The 14,766-nt window shown below is 61.3% G+C and carries 17 protein-coding genes; 7 read left to right on the top strand and 10 right to left on the bottom strand.

The genetic code is table 11. The features are described from left to right. The first annotated feature begins 78 nt into the window (after positions 1–78). Both glnL and ntrC read left to right on the top strand, forming a co-directional pair. Positions 79–1,164, top strand: a complete 1,086-nt coding sequence (glnL, locus tag HU731_RS17785; protein WP_014716523.1) for a nitrogen regulation protein NR(II) — start codon at positions 79–81, stop codon at positions 1,162–1,164. After that, positions 1,161–2,597 (top strand): nitrogen regulation protein NR(I), encoded by a 1,437-nt coding sequence (ntrC, locus tag HU731_RS17780; protein WP_003187806.1) that lies wholly within the window; start codon positions 1,161–1,163, stop codon positions 2,595–2,597. The genes glnL and ntrC overlap by 4 nt, the downstream gene beginning before the upstream one ends. 451 nt (positions 2,598–3,048) lie before the next feature. On the opposite strand, the gene HU731_RS17775 is transcribed toward ntrC, so the two are convergent. Beyond that, the gene (locus tag HU731_RS17775) at positions 3,049–3,489 is read right to left on the bottom strand and encodes a hypothetical protein (protein WP_186606431.1); all 441 of its coding nucleotides are present in this window, start codon (positions 3,487–3,489) and stop codon (positions 3,049–3,051) included. Here HU731_RS17775 and HU731_RS17770 point away from each other — a divergent pair. Next, the gene (locus tag HU731_RS17770) at positions 3,488–3,943 is read left to right on the top strand and encodes a tRNA (cytidine(34)-2'-O)-methyltransferase (RefSeq protein ID WP_003171120.1); all 456 of its coding nucleotides are present in this window, start codon (positions 3,488–3,490) and stop codon (positions 3,941–3,943) included. The genes HU731_RS17775 and HU731_RS17770 overlap by 2 nt on opposite strands. 172 nt (positions 3,944–4,115) lie before the next feature. Here the strand turns inward: HU731_RS17770 and secB are convergent, their stop codons facing one another. Genes secB through HU731_RS17755 form a run of 3 tightly spaced genes read right to left on the bottom strand, consistent with a single transcriptional unit; the run spans position 4,116 to position 5,306 of the window. Continuing rightward, positions 4,116–4,595: a protein-export chaperone SecB gene (gene secB / locus HU731_RS17765; RefSeq protein WP_032894017.1), complete on the bottom strand. Its 480-nt coding sequence runs from the start codon at positions 4,593–4,595 to the stop codon at positions 4,116–4,118. A gap of 41 nt (positions 4,596–4,636) precedes the next feature. Then, a complete protein-coding gene (gene grxC, locus HU731_RS17760) occupies positions 4,637–4,891 on the bottom strand; it encodes a glutaredoxin 3 (protein ID WP_003187797.1) in 255 nt (84 codons plus the stop codon). A gap of 1 nt (position 4,892) precedes the next feature. After that, entirely contained in the window at positions 4,893–5,306 is a 414-nt protein-coding gene (locus tag HU731_RS17755; protein WP_034134692.1) for a rhodanese-like domain-containing protein, read from the bottom strand. A gap of 151 nt (positions 5,307–5,457) precedes the next feature. Between HU731_RS17755 and gpmI the strand changes: the two genes are divergently transcribed. From gpmI to HU731_RS17735, 4 genes are all read left to right on the top strand, one after another. Further along, the gene (gene gpmI / locus HU731_RS17750) at positions 5,458–6,984 is read left to right on the top strand and encodes a 2,3-bisphosphoglycerate-independent phosphoglycerate mutase (RefSeq protein ID WP_186606430.1); all 1,527 of its coding nucleotides are present in this window, start codon (positions 5,458–5,460) and stop codon (positions 6,982–6,984) included. A gap of 249 nt (positions 6,985–7,233) precedes the next feature. After that, the gene (locus HU731_RS17745) at positions 7,234–8,529 is read left to right on the top strand and encodes a murein hydrolase activator EnvC family protein (protein ID WP_003187792.1); all 1,296 of its coding nucleotides are present in this window, start codon (positions 7,234–7,236) and stop codon (positions 8,527–8,529) included. Between the two features lie 30 nt (positions 8,530–8,559). Next, on the top strand, positions 8,560–9,873 hold the full coding sequence (locus HU731_RS17740; RefSeq protein ID WP_003187790.1) for a S41 family peptidase: 1,314 nt from the start codon (positions 8,560–8,562) through the stop codon (positions 9,871–9,873). Positions 9,874–9,875: 2 nt separating this feature from the next. After that, complete coding sequence (locus tag HU731_RS17735; RefSeq protein ID WP_186606429.1) at positions 9,876–10,649, top strand: divergent polysaccharide deacetylase family protein; 774 nt, start codon at positions 9,876–9,878, stop codon at positions 10,647–10,649. A gap of 105 nt (positions 10,650–10,754) precedes the next feature. On the opposite strand, the gene HU731_RS17730 is transcribed toward HU731_RS17735, so the two are convergent. From HU731_RS17730 to hisB, 6 genes are all read right to left on the bottom strand, one after another. Next, positions 10,755–11,510, bottom strand: a complete 756-nt coding sequence (locus HU731_RS17730) for a substrate-binding periplasmic protein (RefSeq protein WP_186606428.1) — start codon at positions 11,508–11,510, stop codon at positions 10,755–10,757. Between the two features lie 66 nt (positions 11,511–11,576). Next, on the bottom strand, positions 11,577–12,347 hold the full coding sequence (gene hisF, locus HU731_RS17725) for an imidazole glycerol phosphate synthase subunit HisF (protein ID WP_003187786.1): 771 nt from the start codon (positions 12,345–12,347) through the stop codon (positions 11,577–11,579). 9 nt (positions 12,348–12,356) lie between these two features. Continuing rightward, positions 12,357–13,094, bottom strand: coding sequence for a 1-(5-phosphoribosyl)-5-[(5-phosphoribosylamino)methylideneamino]imidazole-4-carboxamide isomerase (gene hisA / locus HU731_RS17720; RefSeq protein ID WP_003187784.1), 738 nt, complete (start codon positions 13,092–13,094; stop codon positions 12,357–12,359). A gap of 39 nt (positions 13,095–13,133) precedes the next feature. Then, positions 13,134–13,391: a DUF2164 domain-containing protein gene (locus HU731_RS17715; RefSeq protein ID WP_032894032.1), complete on the bottom strand. Its 258-nt coding sequence runs from the start codon at positions 13,389–13,391 to the stop codon at positions 13,134–13,136. Beyond that, positions 13,392–14,030, bottom strand: coding sequence for an imidazole glycerol phosphate synthase subunit HisH (gene hisH / locus HU731_RS17710; RefSeq protein WP_054897551.1), 639 nt, complete (start codon positions 14,028–14,030; stop codon positions 13,392–13,394). Continuing rightward, positions 14,030–14,626: an imidazoleglycerol-phosphate dehydratase HisB gene (hisB, locus tag HU731_RS17705; protein WP_003187781.1), complete on the bottom strand. Its 597-nt coding sequence runs from the start codon at positions 14,624–14,626 to the stop codon at positions 14,030–14,032. The genes hisH and hisB overlap by 1 nt, the downstream gene beginning before the upstream one ends. Between the last annotated feature and the right edge of the window lie 140 nt (positions 14,627–14,766).

The following is a 14,766-nucleotide window of genomic DNA, read 5'->3' as shown; positions in this document are numbered from 1 at the left end:
GAGCCTTGGTTTGGTTTTTGCATTTTCCTTGTATCAGCGTGTGCCTCAAGCCCGCGCCTTGCTCCAAAAGAGGTCCCGATGACCATCAGCGATGCACTGCACCGTTTGTTACTCGACAACCTGACCACCGCGACCATCCTGCTCAATGCCGACCTGCGCCTTGAGTACATGAACCCGGCGGCGGAGATGCTCCTGGCCATCAGCGGCCAGCGCAGCCATGGGCAGTTCATCAGCGAATTGTTCACCGAGTCCGCCGAAGCCTTGAGTTCTTTGCGCCAGGCCGTGGAGCAGGCACACCCGTTCACCAAGCGCGAAGCGATGCTCACCGCGCTGACCGGGCAAACGCTGACCGTCGATTACGCCGTGACGCCGATCCTGAGCAATGGCGCGACCCTGCTGCTGCTCGAAGTCCACCCCCGCGACCGCCTGCTGCGCATCACCAAGGAGGAAGCGCAGCTGTCCAAGCAGGAAACCAGCAAGATGCTGGTGCGCGGCCTCGCCCACGAGATCAAGAACCCGTTGGGCGGCATTCGCGGCGCGGCACAGTTGTTGTCCCGTGAGCTACCGGATGAGCACCTCAAGGACTACACCAACGTCATCATCGAAGAAGCCGACCGCCTGCGTAACCTGGTGGACCGCATGCTGGGCTCCAACAAGCTGCCGTCCCTGGCGATGACCAACGTGCATGAAGTGCTGGAGCGCGTGTGCCAACTGGTCGAGGCCGAAAGCCAGGGCTGCATCACCTTGGTGCGCGACTACGACCCAAGCATTCCCGACGTGTTGATCGACCGCGAGCAGATGATCCAGGCGGTACTCAACATCGTGCGCAACGCCATGCAGGCCATCAGCAGCCAGAACGAGCTGCGCCTGGGCCGCATCAGCCTGCGCACCCGCGCCCTGCGCCAGTTCACCATCGGCCATGTGCGCCATCGCCTGGTGACCAAGGTCGAGATCATCGACAACGGCCCCGGCATTCCTGCGGAGCTGCAGGAAACCATCTTCTTTCCCATGGTCAGCGGCCGCCCGGACGGTACCGGGCTGGGCCTGGCCATTACCCAGAACATCATCAGCCAGCATCAGGGCCTGATCGAATGTGAGAGCCACCCCGGCCACACCACGTTCTCGATCTTCCTGCCATTGGAACAAGGAGCCCCCACGACATGAGCCGTAGTGAAACTGTCTGGATCGTCGACGACGACCGTTCTATCCGCTGGGTCCTCGAAAAAGCCTTGCAACAAGAAGGCATGACCACCCAGAGCTTCGACAGCGCCGATGGGGTGATGAGCCGCCTGGCACGCCAGCAACCGGACGTGATCATTTCCGACATCCGCATGCCTGGGGCCAGTGGCCTGGACTTGCTGGCACGCATTCGCGAGCAACACCCGCGCTTGCCGGTGATCATCATGACCGCCCACTCGGACCTGGACAGCGCTGTCGCGTCTTATCAGGGCGGCGCCTTTGAATACCTGCCCAAGCCATTCGACGTGGATGAGGCGGTGGCGCTGGTCAAGCGCGCCAACCAGCACGCCCAGGAGCAACAGAATCAGGAAGCGCCGCCGACCCTGACCCGCACCCCGGAAATCATCGGCGAAGCGCCGGCGATGCAGGAAGTGTTTCGCGCCATCGGGCGCTTGAGCCACTCCAACATCACTGTGCTGATCAACGGCGAATCGGGGACCGGCAAAGAACTGGTGGCCCATGCCCTGCACCGCCACAGCCCACGGGCGGCCTCGCCGTTTATCGCGCTGAACATGGCGGCGATTCCCAAGGACTTGATGGAGTCCGAGCTGTTCGGCCATGAAAAAGGCGCATTCACCGGCGCGGCCAACCTGCGTCGCGGACGCTTTGAACAGGCGGACGGCGGCACGCTGTTCCTCGATGAAATCGGCGACATGCCGGCCGATACCCAGACTCGCTTGCTGCGCGTGCTGGCTGACGGCGAGTTCTACCGTGTGGGCGGGCATACACCGGTCAAGGTGGATGTGCGCATCATCGCGGCCACCCACCAGAACCTGGAAACCCTGGTGCATGCGGGTAAATTCCGTGAGGACTTGTTCCACCGCCTCAACGTGATCCGCATCCATATCCCGCGCATGTCCGACCGCCGCGAAGACATCCCCACCCTCGCCCGCCACTTCCTCAGCCGCGCCGCCCTGGAGCTGGCTGTGGAGCCCAAGCTGCTCAAAAGCGAGACCGAGGAATACCTCAAGAACCTGCCGTGGCCCGGCAATGTGCGCCAGCTGGAGAACACCTGCCGCTGGATCACCGTGATGGCCTCCGGGCGTGAAGTGCACATCAGCGACCTGCCACCGGAGCTGCTGAGCCTGCCGCAGGACTCGGCCCCCGTGACCAACTGGGAACAGGCGCTGCGCCAATGGGCCGACCAGGCCTTGGCACGCGGCCAGTCGAACCTGCTGGACAGCGCCGTGCCAGCGTTCGAACGGATCATGATCGAGACTGCGTTGAAGCACACTGCCGGCCGCCGCCGCGATGCCGCCGTGCTGCTGGGTTGGGGGCGTAATACCCTGACGCGCAAGATCAAGGAATTGGGGATGAAGGTAGATGGTGGGGATGATGATGAGGGTGATGAGGCCTGAACCCCAGCTCTAAGATCCACTGAAGATTAAATGTGGGAGCCGGGCTTGCCCGCGATGGCGGTGTGTCAGTCACCCAATCTAGGGCTGACACACCGCCATCGCAGGCAAGCCAGCTCCCACATTTGTTTTGTGCAATGCCTGAGACTGTGCACCGCTTCAATGCACGATGAACCGCCATTGAGCACAGACCCGAAACCTCACAGAGCGCTTTCGCTGCGAAGTTCATAACCGTAGAAACAACCAAAGCCCCGTATTCCGGGGCTTTGCGCTTTTTGGCATTTTTTTCCAGCGGCGAATGCAAGTTTTGGCACGCCCCCTGCAATAACCCCAGTACTACCCAGTTTCGGGGACCTTGGTACAGGCAGGCCGAGAATCCCCTCTTTAACACCGAAGCCCTTGGCTTCACCCCGTTTTGGGAGCCCTGGTACAGGCAGGCCGGGAACTCCCTCTTTTATTGCTCTTGGAGATGGATCTCCAGCCGCCAGCGGCCATCGACCTCTGCACCGTTCCACTCCCCACGCAACGGCCGAGCCGCTACCAGGTTCAGCAGCAGGCCAGCATCGGTCTTGCGTATACGCCAATTCACGTCCTTACCGTTGACCTTGAGCTGCCCGCTGGCAGCCTTGCCCTGGGCGTCAAACAGCAGCGCCACGGTGCCGTCGATATGCTCGCCGTGCAGCTTGGGTTCGGTGTTGAACCACACCACCAAACCATCTACCGCAGGCTCTACCTGTTGCAGCTCAAGCGGCTCGGGGGTGGTCAAGCGGCCGATCATCAAGCCAACCATCAAGCCGACAATCGCCAATGAGCCCAACACCCTCGGCAATAGCTTCGGTCTCGGGTCGTCTTCGGGGGTAGAATGCAGCGCATCTTTGCCTTCGGAGCCGTGCATGTTTCACGTCATCCTTTTTCAACCAGAAATTCCGCCGAATACCGGCAACGTTATCAGGCTGTGCGCCAACAGTGGCTGCCACCTGCATTTGATCGAGCCGTTAGGCTTTGACATGGACGACAAGCGCCTGCGCCGGGCCGGGCTGGACTACCACGAGTACGCCACCCTCAAGCGCCATGCCGACCTCGCCAGTTGCCTGGAGAGCCTGGGCCACCCACGGCTGTTCGCGTTCACCACCAAGGGCTCGCGGCCGTTTCATGATGCCAGCTTTGCCGAGGGCGACGCGTTCCTGTTCGGCCCCGAGAGCCGAGGCCTGCCGGCCGAGGTGCTTGACGCATTGCCCGATGGCCATCGCCTGCGCTTGCCGATGCGTGAAGGCTGCCGCAGCCTGAACCTGTCCAACACCGTGGCCGTCGCCGTCTATGAAGGCTGGCGCCAACTGGGCTTCAAGTAACCCCCATTCTCCCTGTAGGAGCGAGCTTGCTCGCGAAAAACCAACAAGCAATGTGGGCTACCTGATAGCGCTGCGTCATCGTTGACGTTCTTCGCGAGCAAGCTCGCTCCTACAGGCGTTAGCAGTACATAAAAAAAGCGCCTGTGATGGCGCTTTTTTATACATCGAAGGCTTACTGAACGGTTGGCGCGCCTTCCTGTTGCATGCGCTGCAGCTCTTGGGCGTACAGGGCATCGAAGTTCACCGGCGCCAGCATCAGTGCCGGGAACGAGCCACGGGTGACCAGGCTGTCCAGGGTCTCACGGGCATACGGGAACAGGATGTTCGGGCAGAACGCGCCCAGGGTGTGGCTCATGGACGCTTCGTCCAGGCCCTGGATCAGGAAGATACCGGCCTGTTGCACTTCAGCGATGAAAGCAACTTCTTCACCATTCTTGACGGTGACCGACAGGGTCAGCACCACTTCGTGGAAGTCACCTTCCAGGGATTTCTGACGAGTGTTCAGGTCCAGCGCAACGCTTGGGGTCCACTCCTGACGGAAGATGGCCGGGCTTTTTGGCGCTTCGAACGACAGGTCACGCACATAGATCCGCTGCAGCGAGAACTGTGGGCCTTGAGCTTCTGCTGCTTCGGTGTTCTGTTGATCAGTCATCGCAGATCCTTCTTTATCTTGGGTTCTTAAGGGTTTAGGAGTCAGACGGACAGCAGCGCATCAAGTTTACCGGCGCGCTCCAGGGCAAACAGGTCGTCGCAACCACCGATGTGCCGGGTGCCGATCCAGATCTGCGGGACCGACGTGCGGCCAGCCTTCTGGGCCATTTCGGCGCGCACCTGGGGCTTGCCATCAACCTTGATCTCTTCGAAGGCAACGCCCTTTTTCTCAAGCAAGGCCTTGGCCCGCATGCAGTAAGGGCACCAATCGCTGGAATAGACGACAACCTGGCTCATATCACTTCACCAACGGCAGGTTGTCGCCACGCCAGCTGCTGATACCACCCGACAGCTTGGCGGCGGTGAAGCCAGACTTGAGCATCTCACGGGCGTGGGTGCCGGAGTGCTGGCCCTGGGCATCGACCAGGATGATGGTCTTGGCCTTGTGCTTCTCCAGTTCGCCCAGGCGCGCCATCAGCTTGTCCTGGGGAATGTTCAGGGCACCAACGATATGGCCAGCGGCATAATCCTTGGCCGGGCGAATATCAACGACGACGGCCTCATCCTTGTTGACCAGCGCGGTCAGCTCCGACGTGCTCAGGCTGCGACCACCGCGGCTCAGTTCATGAGCGATCAGCAGCGCCAGCAGGATGACGAAGGCGCCCACAAGCAGGTAGTGGGCAGTGGCAAATGCAATCAGGTGATCAACCATCAAGGAGGTTCCAGGGCGTTAAAATGGCGGTAAGTATACACAGCCGCCAGGGGGGGCCAACCCCCGTAAAGCGGTGACGTGGTTGGAACTTCGCTTTAAACTGCCACTCCCTTTTCAATTGTCTTCCTTTATTAGCGCCGCGAGAGGATCTATGACTACCACGCCTAAACCTTTGGTCCTGATAATTCTCGATGGCTTCGGACACAGTGAAAGCCACCACGACAACGCGGTTTACTCGGCCAACAAGCCAGTACTGGACCGTCTGACCGCCACCGTGCCCAACGGCCTGATCTCAGGTTCCGGCATGGACGTGGGCTTGCCGGACGGCCAGATGGGCAACTCGGAAGTCGGCCACATGAACCTCGGCGCCGGACGAGTGGTGTACCAGGACTTCACCCGTGTCACCAAAGCGATCCGCGATGGCGAGTTCTTCGAGAACCCGACCATCTGCGCGGCGGTCGATAAAGCCGTTGCCGCCGGCAAGGCCGTGCACTTCATGGGCCTGTTGTCGGACGGCGGCGTACACAGCCACCAGGATCACCTGGTCGCTATGGCCGAACTGGCGTTCAAGCGCGGCGCTGACAAAATTTACCTGCACGCCTTCCTCGACGGCCGCGACACGCCGCCCAAAAGCGCGCAATCCTCCATCGAACTGCTGGACGCCACCTTCGCCGCTCTCGGCAAGGGCCGCATCGCCAGCCTGGTGGGCCGTTACTTCGCCATGGACCGCGACAACCGTTGGGACCGCGTCTCCCAGGCCTATAACCTGATCGTAGACGGCCAGGCCGAATTCAACGCAGCCACCGCCCAGGAAGGCCTGGAAGCGGCCTACGCCCGGGGCGAAAGCGATGAATTCGTCAAGGCCACCACCATCGGCGAGCCGGTGAAGGTCGAAGACGGCGACGCCGTGGTGTTCATGAACTTCCGCGCCGACCGCGCCCGTGAACTGAGCCATGTGTTTGTCGATGAAAGCTTCAAGGACTTCGAACGCGCGCGCCAGCCAAAGGTCGAGTTCGTCATGCTCACCCAATACGCCGCCAACATCCCGGCACCGTCGGCGTTCGCGCCGGGCAGCCTGGAGAACGTGCTGGGCGACTACCTGGCCAAGAACGGCAAGACCCAACTGCGCATCGCCGAGACCGAGAAATACGCCCACGTGACGTTCTTCTTCTCCGGTGGCCGCGAAGAGCCGTTCCCTGGCGAAGAGCGCATTCTGATCCCGTCGCCAAAAGTCGCGACCTACGACCTGCAGCCGGAAATGAGCGCTCCGGAAGTCACCGACAAGATCGTCGATGCCATTGAAAACCAGCGTTATGACGTAATCGTGGTCAACTACGCCAACGGCGACATGGTTGGCCACAGCGGCAACCTGGAAGCGGCGGTCAAGGCGGTTGAATGCCTGGACCTGTGCGTTGGCAGCATCGTCGACGCGCTGGATAAAGTCGGCGGCGAAGCGCTGATCACCGCCGACCACGGCAACTGCGAGCAGATGTCCGACGAATCCACCGGCCAGGCGCACACCGCCCACACCACCGAGCCGGTGCCGTTCATCTACGTTGGCAAGCGCGACTTCAAAGTGCGTAATGGCGGCGTACTGGCGGATGTGGCGCCGACCATGTTGATGCTGATGGGGCTGGAAAAGCCTGAAGAGATGACCGGGACCTCGATCCTGGTCTGATCCGTAGGAGCGAGCTTGCTCGCGAAAAACCCACAGGCGCCGCGTTTAATCAGGACACACGCGTTATCGTTGACGTTTTTCGCGAGCAAGCTCGCTCCTACATGGGTTCGTGGCGTTTTGGGGGATGTCTTTTTGACATACCCCTGCCACTCGGCACCTATCTTGCCCACCAGCCCCAATTGGGCGTTTTTTTTGCAGCGCTTGGCGGGCATACTAGGCCGTCCTTTTCCCCTGGTGTCGCCCGCCTCTATGCTTCGCGCCTTGATAACCCTTGCTCTTGTCTGCCTGCTCCAACCGGCGTTTGCCGATGAGCGCGCACAAACCCAACAACAGTTGGACGCTACGCGTCAGGACATTACCGAGCTGAAAAAGCTGCTCGGCAAGCTCCAGGAAGAAAAATCCGGGGTGCAGAAAGACCTGCGCGGCACGGAAACCGAGATGGGCAAGCTGGAGAAGCAGGTCCAGGAGCTGCAAAAAGAACTAAAGAAGAGCGAGTCGGAACTGGAGCGACTCGACGCTGAGAAAAAAAAACTCCAGAGCGCACGCGTTGAACAGCAACGCCTGATCGCGATCCAGGCCCGTGCCGCGTACCAGAGCGGCCGCCAGGAGTACCTCAAGCTGCTGCTCAACCAGCAGAACCCGGAAAAATTCGCCCGTACCCTCACCTATTACGACTACCTGAGCCAGGCCCGCCTGGCGCAATTGAAGGGGTTTAACGAAACCCTGCGCCAATTGGCCAATGTCGAACAGGAAATCGCCGACCAGCAATCCCAGCTGCTCGACCAGAAAACCGCCCTCGACACCCAGCGCGACCAGCTCGATAAAGTACGCAAGGAGCGCCAGCAGGCCCTGGCCAAGCTCAACAGCGACGTCAAAGCCCGCGACGCCAAGTTGCAGGCCCGCGAGCAAGACCAGGCCGACCTGGCCAAAGTGCTCAAGACCATCGAAGAAACCCTGGCCCGCCAGGCACGCGAGGCCGAAGAAGCGCGGCAAAAAGCGCTGATCGCCCAGCAGGAAGCCGAAAAAAAGCGTCAGCGTGAGGCCGAACTGGCTGCCACCACCGACGCTCCAGCCCCGCGCAAACCGGCGCGTGCAGCCCCTGGCCCGCTGGTTTCCAGCAGCGGCGAGTCGTTCGGCGGCCCTTTTGCTTCAGCGCGCGGCAAACTTCCATGGCCGGTTGATGGTCGATTACTGGCACGCTTTGGGGAAACCCGTGGCGATGACACCCGTGCCAAGTGGGATGGCGTGATGATCAGCGCCTCTGCCGGCAGCCAGGTCCACGCCGTGCATGGTGGGCGCGTAGTGTTTGCCGATTGGTTGCGGGGCGCCGGCTTGCTGGTGATTCTTGACCACGGTAATGGCTATTTGAGCCTTTACGGCCACAATCAGACATTACTCAAGTCGGCAGGTGATGTTGTAAAAGCCGGTGAGTCCATCTCCACTGTCGGTAACAGTGGTGGCCAGGACACCCCGGCGCTGTACTTCGCTATTCGTCAGCAGGGCCGCCCGAGCGACCCTGCACAATGGTGCCGGTCCCAAGGATAGGGTCGCATCTACATTAGGAGTTCGTTCGACATGCTGCATTTGTCCCGCCTCACTTCGCTGGCCCTGACGATCGCCCTGGTGATCGGCGCGCCTCTGGCTTTTGCCGACCAGGCCGCACCGGCTGCACCCGCCACGGCTGCGACGACCAAGGCGCCGTTGCCGCTGGACGAGCTGCGCACCTTCGCCGAGGTCATGGACCGGATCAAGGCAGCGTATGTCGAACCCGTAGACGACAAGGCCCTGCTGGAAAATGCCATCAAGGGCATGCTCAGCAACCTCGACCCGCACTCCGCCTACCTGGGCCCGGAAGATTTCGCCGAGCTGCAGGAAAGCACCAGCGGTGAGTTCGGTGGCCTGGGCATCGAAGTGGGCTCCGAAGACGGCCAGATCAAAGTGGTCTCGCCTATCGACGACACCCCGGCGTCCAAGGCCGGTATCCAGGCCGGCGACCTGATCGTGAAGATCAACGGCCAGCCGACCCGCGGCCAGACCATGACCGAAGCCGTCGACAAGATGCGCGGCAAGCTCGGCCAGAAGATCACCCTGACCCTGGTACGTGACGGCGGTAACCCGTTTGACGTGACCCTGGCGCGCGCGACCATCACGGTCAAGAGCGTGAAAAGCCAATTACTGGAGTCGGGCTACGGCTATATCCGTATCACCCAGTTCCAGGTCAAGACCGGCGACGAAGTGGCCAAGGCCCTGGCCAAACTGCGCAAAGACAACGGCAAGAAGCTCAACGGCATCGTGCTTGACCTGCGCAACAACCCAGGCGGCGTGTTGCAGTCGGCGGTCGAGGTGGTCGACCACTTCGTCACCAAGGGCTTGATCGTCTACACCAAGGGCCGTATCGCCAACTCCGAGCTGCGCTTCTCGGCCACCGGCAACGACCTCAGCGAGAACGTGCCACTGGCGGTATTGATCAACGGCGGCAGCGCCTCGGCTTCGGAAATCGTCGCCGGCGCCCTGCAAGACCTCAAGCGCGGCGTGCTGATGGGCACCACCAGCTTCGGCAAAGGCTCGGTGCAGACCGTATTGCCGCTGAACAACGAGCGTGCGCTGAAGATCACCACCGCGCTGTATTACACGCCCAACGGCCGCTCGATCCAGGCCCAGGGCATCGTGCCGGACATCGAAGTACGCCGCGCCAAGATCACCAACGAAATCGATGGCGAATACTACAAAGAAGCCGACCTGCAAGGTCACCTGGGCAATGGCAACGGCGGCGCCGACCAGCCAACTGGCAGCCGCGCCAAGGCCAAGCCGATGCCGCAGGACGATGACTACCAACTGGCCCAGGCACTCAGCCTGCTCAAGGGCTTGAGCATCACCCGCAGCCGTTGATCATGCGCCTTGCCCTGATCATCGCTGTACTGTGCAGCCTGGCAGGGGCCGCTCAAGCGGCCCCTGCCAGCGAACCGCATAAAGCCTACCTGACACTGATCATCGACGACCTGGGGCAAAACCTGCCTCGGGATCGCCGCGTGCTCGCGCTACCCGGCCCGGTGACCGCCGCCATCATGCCGGACACGCCCCACGCCGCCGAATTCGCCCGTGAGGCCCACAAGGCCGGCAAGATCGTGATCCTGCACATGCCCATGGACCCGGCCACCGGCCCCTTCGCCTGGCACCCTGAGCTGTCCATCGAAGAACTGGGCAAGCGCCTGGACGCCGCGTTCGATGCCGTGCCCTACACAGCAGGTATCAACAACCACATGGGCAGCCGCATGACCGCGCAACCGGCGGCGATGGCCTGGCTGATGGGTGAGTTGCAACGGCGCCACAAGTTCTTCGTCGACAGCCGCACCAGCGCGCAAACCGTCGCCGCCGCCGAGGCGCAGAAGATCGATTTGGCCCATGTGTCGCGGGATGTATTTCTCGATGACGAACGCACCGAAGCGGCGATTACCACGCAATTGCAGACCGCGATCAAACTGGCGCACAAGCAGGGTTCGGCAGTTGTGATCGGGCATCCTTACCCGCAGACACTGGCGGTGCTGGAGCGCGAGTTGCCCAAGCTCAAGGCACAGGGCGTGGAGTGGATCGATATCAAGTTGATGATCAGCGTGCGCAGTAACCGGGCGATGGCCGGGCATGGCAAGAACGGCATCTATCGCTGACGCCCCCCCCTGTAGGAGCGAGCTCGCTCGCGAAAAACTTGAGCCCCCCGCGCGCACCCTGGATACCCGCGTCCTCGTTGACGTCCTTCGCGAGCAAGCTCGCTCCTACAGGTAGTTGGCCATGATCTGGTCGATACGGCCTTCTTCACGCAACTGGTCCAGCGCGGCCTGAAGCTTAGCCACCAGCTCATCCGGCACGTCCTTGTTCAACGCCAGGTAAAGCTGCGCACTGTTGAAGCGCAATACCGTCTTGAGCCCGTTCACCCCCACCTGCCGCGCCAGGTAGCGCCCAGCAGGATCGCCAGTGGCCCACAGGTCGATCTGGCCCTCCATGAGTTTTTGCGCATTGTCCTGGTCACGCAGGGCGACAATCGGCTTGAGCCCCTGCTTGTCCAGGCTTTCGGCAATGGCGTCGCCTTTGTAGGCGCCGATCTTGTAGCGGCCCGCCTGCTCAAGGTTTTCCAGCTGGATTTTGCTGTCGGCCTTGGCCAATAGCACCCAATCGTCCGGGCCGATGGGGCCGACCCATTTGAACAAGGCTTCACGGTTTGGCAACCGCGCCATCACAAACACGCCGTAACCGGGTTTTTCCAGGGCGAGCTTGTAGATTCGTTCCCAAGGGAAACGCAGGGTCAGGTTGTAGGAAATGCCGGCGCGCTTGAAGGTTTCGCGCATGATGTCTACGGCGATGCCTTCGATGTTCTCGTCCTTGGCGAAGTTCTTGCCGTTTTTCGCCATGTTGTAGGGCGGGAAATTTTCCGTCAGCAGCACCAGAGAGGCGTCAGACGGTTGTTCGGCGTGTGCCGTAGCCACCATGAGCATGGAGGAACTGGCGAGGGCGAGCAGCAGGTGTTTGAACATGAAGGCTACCGGAATCCATGGCAAGCGCAGAGAGTGCCGCGAGCCTGCCATGGTGTCCAGCAGCGTTTAGCGCACGACGATACCGCGCGCCGCCATGTAGGCCTTGGCCTCGGGCACGGTGTATTCGCCAAAGTGGAAAATACTCGCCGCCAGCACCGCGCTGGCGTGGCCTTCCAGTACTCCATCGGCCAAGTGTTGCAGGTTGCCCACCCCACCCGATGCGATCACCGGAATGCCCAGGGCATCGCTGATGGCGCGGGTGACGCCCAGGTCGAAGCCGTTTTTCATGCCATCCTGGTCCATGCTGGTCAGCAGGATTTCACCGGCGCCCAGGCCTTCCATCTTCATCGCCCACTCCACCGCGTCCAGCCCGGTAGGCTTGCGCCCGCCATGGGTGAAGATCTCCCAGCGCGGGGTTTCGCCCGGGCCAGACACCTTCTTGGCGTCGATGGCCACCACGATGCATTGCGAGCCGAAGTGCTGCGCGGCTTCGCCGACAAACTCGGGATTGAACACGGCGGCGGTGTTGATCGAGACCTTGTCTGCACCGGCATTGAGCAGGTTGCGGATGTCTTGCACGGTGCGCACGCCACCGCCCACGGTCAGCGGAATAAACACCTGGCTGGCCATGCGCTCGACGGTATGCAGCGTGGTGTCGCGGCCATCGACGCTGGCGGTGATGTCGAGAAAGGTAATCTCGTCGGCACCTTGCTCATCGTAGCGACGGGCGATTTCCACCGGGTCACCGGCGTCACGGATGTTCTCGAACTTTACGCCCTTGACCACGCGACCGTTGTCGACGTCCAGGCAAGGGATGATGCGTTTGGCCAGCGCCATGGTCAGTCCTCAGCCGTTGTAGGCATCGCAGTAAGCCTGGGCCTCGGCGACGTCCAGAGTACCCTCGTAGATCGCGCGGCCGGTAATGGCGCCGATGATGCCGGGGGCCTTGGCGTCCAGCAGCGACTTGATGTCACCCAGGTTGTGAATGCCGCCGGAAGCGATCACCGGAATCTTCGTGGCCGCTGCCAGGGCTGCGGTGAAGGGTACGTTGCAGCCCTGCATCATGCCGTCTTTGGCGATGTCGGTATAAACGATGGCGGATACACCGTCGGCTTCGAACTGCTTGGCCAGGTCGATCACCTGCACGGTGCTGATTTCAGCCCAGCCGTCGGTAGCGACGAAACCATCTTTGGCATCCAGGCCTACGATCACTTTGCCCGGGAAAGCGCGGCAGGCTTCGGCGACGAAGGCTGGGTCTTTCACGGCCTTGGTGCCGATGATCACGTAGCTCACGCCCGCTTTGACGTAGTGCTCGATGGTTTCCAGAGAACGGATACCGCCGCCGATCTGGATCGGCAGGTTCGGGTAGCGCTTGGCGATGGCGGTGACCACCTCGCCATTGACCGGCTGGCCTTCGAAGGCGCCGTTCAAGTCCACCAGATGCAGACGACGGCAGCCCCCTTCTACCCATTTGGCAGCCATGCTCACCGGGTCATCGGAGAACACGGTGGAGTCTTCCATGCGGCCTTGGCGCAGGCGGACACAAGCGCCGTCCTTGAGATCGATAGCGGGGATAATCAGCATCTGGCAAACCTTATTCGATATTCAGCAATGCTTGGGAAATCAGGGTTTCTCAAGCGACCACAAGTCGCTTTCGATGCTTTCGAACCTTTCTTTAAGGAGCGTCTGCGTGTCGAAAATCGCCCTGTTGTAATAATGCGGCGCCACTTCGGTGGTGAACAGCTCAAGAATTTCGGCGACCTCGAACGAGCCCAGCTTGAGTTCGAAGCGGTCCTCCATGAAACGCTTGATCTTGTCGGTAGCCTCACGCTCCTGCTCGGGCGCGAGGTTCAAGATCGGCGGCTTCGGTTTCCTGGCCATTTACCAGCGACCATCCCACGCGGCGAAGTTCTGCAGCAACTGCAGGCCATGGGTATGGCTCTTCTCCGGGTGAAACTGCACGGCAAAGCGCGAACCATCGGCCAGCGCGGCGGCAAAATCGACGCCGTAATGCCCGCCACCCACCACTTGGCGCGGGTTACCGGCGGCGATGTAGTAGCTGTGCACGAAGTAGAAACGCGCCATGTCCGGGATGTCATGCCACAGCGGGTGGTCGACGGTGCGGCGCACTTCGTTCCAGCCCATGTGCGGGACTTTGAGGTGCTCGCCGTCCTCATGCAGGTCTTTGCCGAAGAACTTCACCTGGCCCGGAAACAGGCCGATGCAGTCGACACCGCCGTTCTCTTCACTGCTGTCGAGCAAGGCTTGCATGCCCACGCAGATGCCGAGGAACGGGCGGTCCTGGCTGACTTCGCGCACCAGGCTGTCAAAGCCCAGACGGCGGATCTCGGCCATGCAATCGCGAATCGCGCCAACGCCGGGGAACACCACGCGGTCGGCTTCGCGAATCACGTTGGCATCGCTGGTGATCAGCACCTTGCCGGCACCTACATGCTCAAGGGCCTTGGCCACCGAGTGCAGGTTACCCATGCCGTAATCGATAACCGCGACCGTCTGCATTACAGGACGCCCTTGGTCGACGGCATTTGCCCGCCCATGCGCTCATCGACTTCGACGGCCATGCGCAGTGCGCGGCCAAAAGCCTTGAACACGGTTTCGATCTGGTGGTGAGTGTTGGTGCCGCGCAGGTTGTCGATGTGCAGGCTGACCAGTGCGTGGTTGACGAAACCCTGGAAGAATTCCTGGAACAGGTCGACGTCAAAGCCACGGCCCACGTTCGCGCGGGTGTAAGGCACGTGCATCTGCAAGCCCGGGCGACCGGAGAAGTCGATAACCACACGGGACAGCGCTTCATCCAACGGGACATAGGCATGGCCGTAGCGACGGATGCCTTTTTTGTCGCCGATGGCCTTGGCAAACGCCTGGCCGAGGGTGATGCCCACGTCTTCCACCATGTGGTGGTCGTCGATGTGCAGGTCGCCCTTGCCGACGATATCCAGGTCGATCAGCCCGTGACGGGCGATCTGGTCCAGCATGTGCTCAAGAAAAGGTACACCGATATCGAATCGGGCCTTTCCGGTGCCATCCAGGTTGATCGAGGCTTTGATCTGGGTTTCCAGAGTGTCGCGCTCGACAGATGCCTTACGTTCGGCCATCACCAGCTCCGCAAAATCATTGGGCGAAAAAGGCAGCCATTATAGGGGCGCGGGCGCTAAACAGAAACAACGAAGGGGATAAGACTGATGGAGCGTCGGGGATAGACATGTGCATACATGTGAAGCACAGCCCCTGAAAA

This window comes from Pseudomonas salmasensis (assembly GCF_014268375.2).
GTDB lineage: Bacteria > Pseudomonadota > Gammaproteobacteria > Pseudomonadales > Pseudomonadaceae > Aquipseudomonas > Aquipseudomonas salmasensis.
Note: the sequence above shows the minus strand (reverse complement) of the source record. Positions and strands in the feature narration are given on the sequence as shown.

What these genes read in the sequence shown, in the direction of transcription:
- grxC (WP_003187797.1), bottom strand. Translation starts at nt 4,891, where the DNA reads ATGAGCCAGGTTGTCGTCTATTCCAGCGATTGGTGCCCTTACTGCATG.
- HU731_RS17740 (WP_003187790.1), top strand. Translation starts at nt 8,560, where the DNA reads ATGCTGCATTTGTCCCGCCTCACTTCGCTGGCCCTGACGATCGCCCTG.
- HU731_RS17770 (WP_003171120.1), top strand. Translation starts at nt 3,488, where the DNA reads ATGTTTCACGTCATCCTTTTTCAACCAGAAATTCCGCCGAATACCGGC.
- HU731_RS17755 (WP_034134692.1), bottom strand. Translation starts at nt 5,306, where the DNA reads ATGGTTGATCACCTGATTGCATTTGCCACTGCCCACTACCTGCTTGTG.
- hisF (WP_003187786.1), bottom strand. Translation starts at nt 12,347, where the DNA reads ATGGCGCTGGCCAAACGCATCATCCCTTGCCTGGACGTCGACAACGGT.
- hisH (WP_054897551.1), bottom strand. Translation starts at nt 14,030, where the DNA reads ATGCAGACGGTCGCGGTTATCGATTACGGCATGGGTAACCTGCACTCG.
- HU731_RS17735 (WP_186606429.1), top strand. Translation starts at nt 9,876, where the DNA reads ATGCGCCTTGCCCTGATCATCGCTGTACTGTGCAGCCTGGCAGGGGCC.
- HU731_RS17775 (WP_186606431.1), bottom strand. Translation starts at nt 3,489, where the DNA reads ATGCACGGCTCCGAAGGCAAAGATGCGCTGCATTCTACCCCCGAAGAC.
- HU731_RS17715 (WP_032894032.1), bottom strand. Translation starts at nt 13,391, where the DNA reads ATGGCCAGGAAACCGAAGCCGCCGATCTTGAACCTCGCGCCCGAGCAG.
- hisA (WP_003187784.1), bottom strand. Translation starts at nt 13,094, where the DNA reads ATGCTGATTATCCCCGCTATCGATCTCAAGGACGGCGCTTGTGTCCGC.
- HU731_RS17730 (WP_186606428.1), bottom strand. Translation starts at nt 11,510, where the DNA reads ATGTTCAAACACCTGCTGCTCGCCCTCGCCAGTTCCTCCATGCTCATG.
- secB (WP_032894017.1), bottom strand. Translation starts at nt 4,595, where the DNA reads ATGACTGATCAACAGAACACCGAAGCAGCAGAAGCTCAAGGCCCACAG.
- gpmI (WP_186606430.1), top strand. Translation starts at nt 5,458, where the DNA reads ATGACTACCACGCCTAAACCTTTGGTCCTGATAATTCTCGATGGCTTC.
- HU731_RS17745 (WP_003187792.1), top strand. Translation starts at nt 7,234, where the DNA reads ATGCTTCGCGCCTTGATAACCCTTGCTCTTGTCTGCCTGCTCCAACCG.
- hisB (WP_003187781.1), bottom strand. Translation starts at nt 14,626, where the DNA reads ATGGCCGAACGTAAGGCATCTGTCGAGCGCGACACTCTGGAAACCCAG.
- ntrC (WP_003187806.1), top strand. Translation starts at nt 1,161, where the DNA reads ATGAGCCGTAGTGAAACTGTCTGGATCGTCGACGACGACCGTTCTATC.
- glnL (WP_014716523.1), top strand. Translation starts at nt 79, where the DNA reads ATGACCATCAGCGATGCACTGCACCGTTTGTTACTCGACAACCTGACC.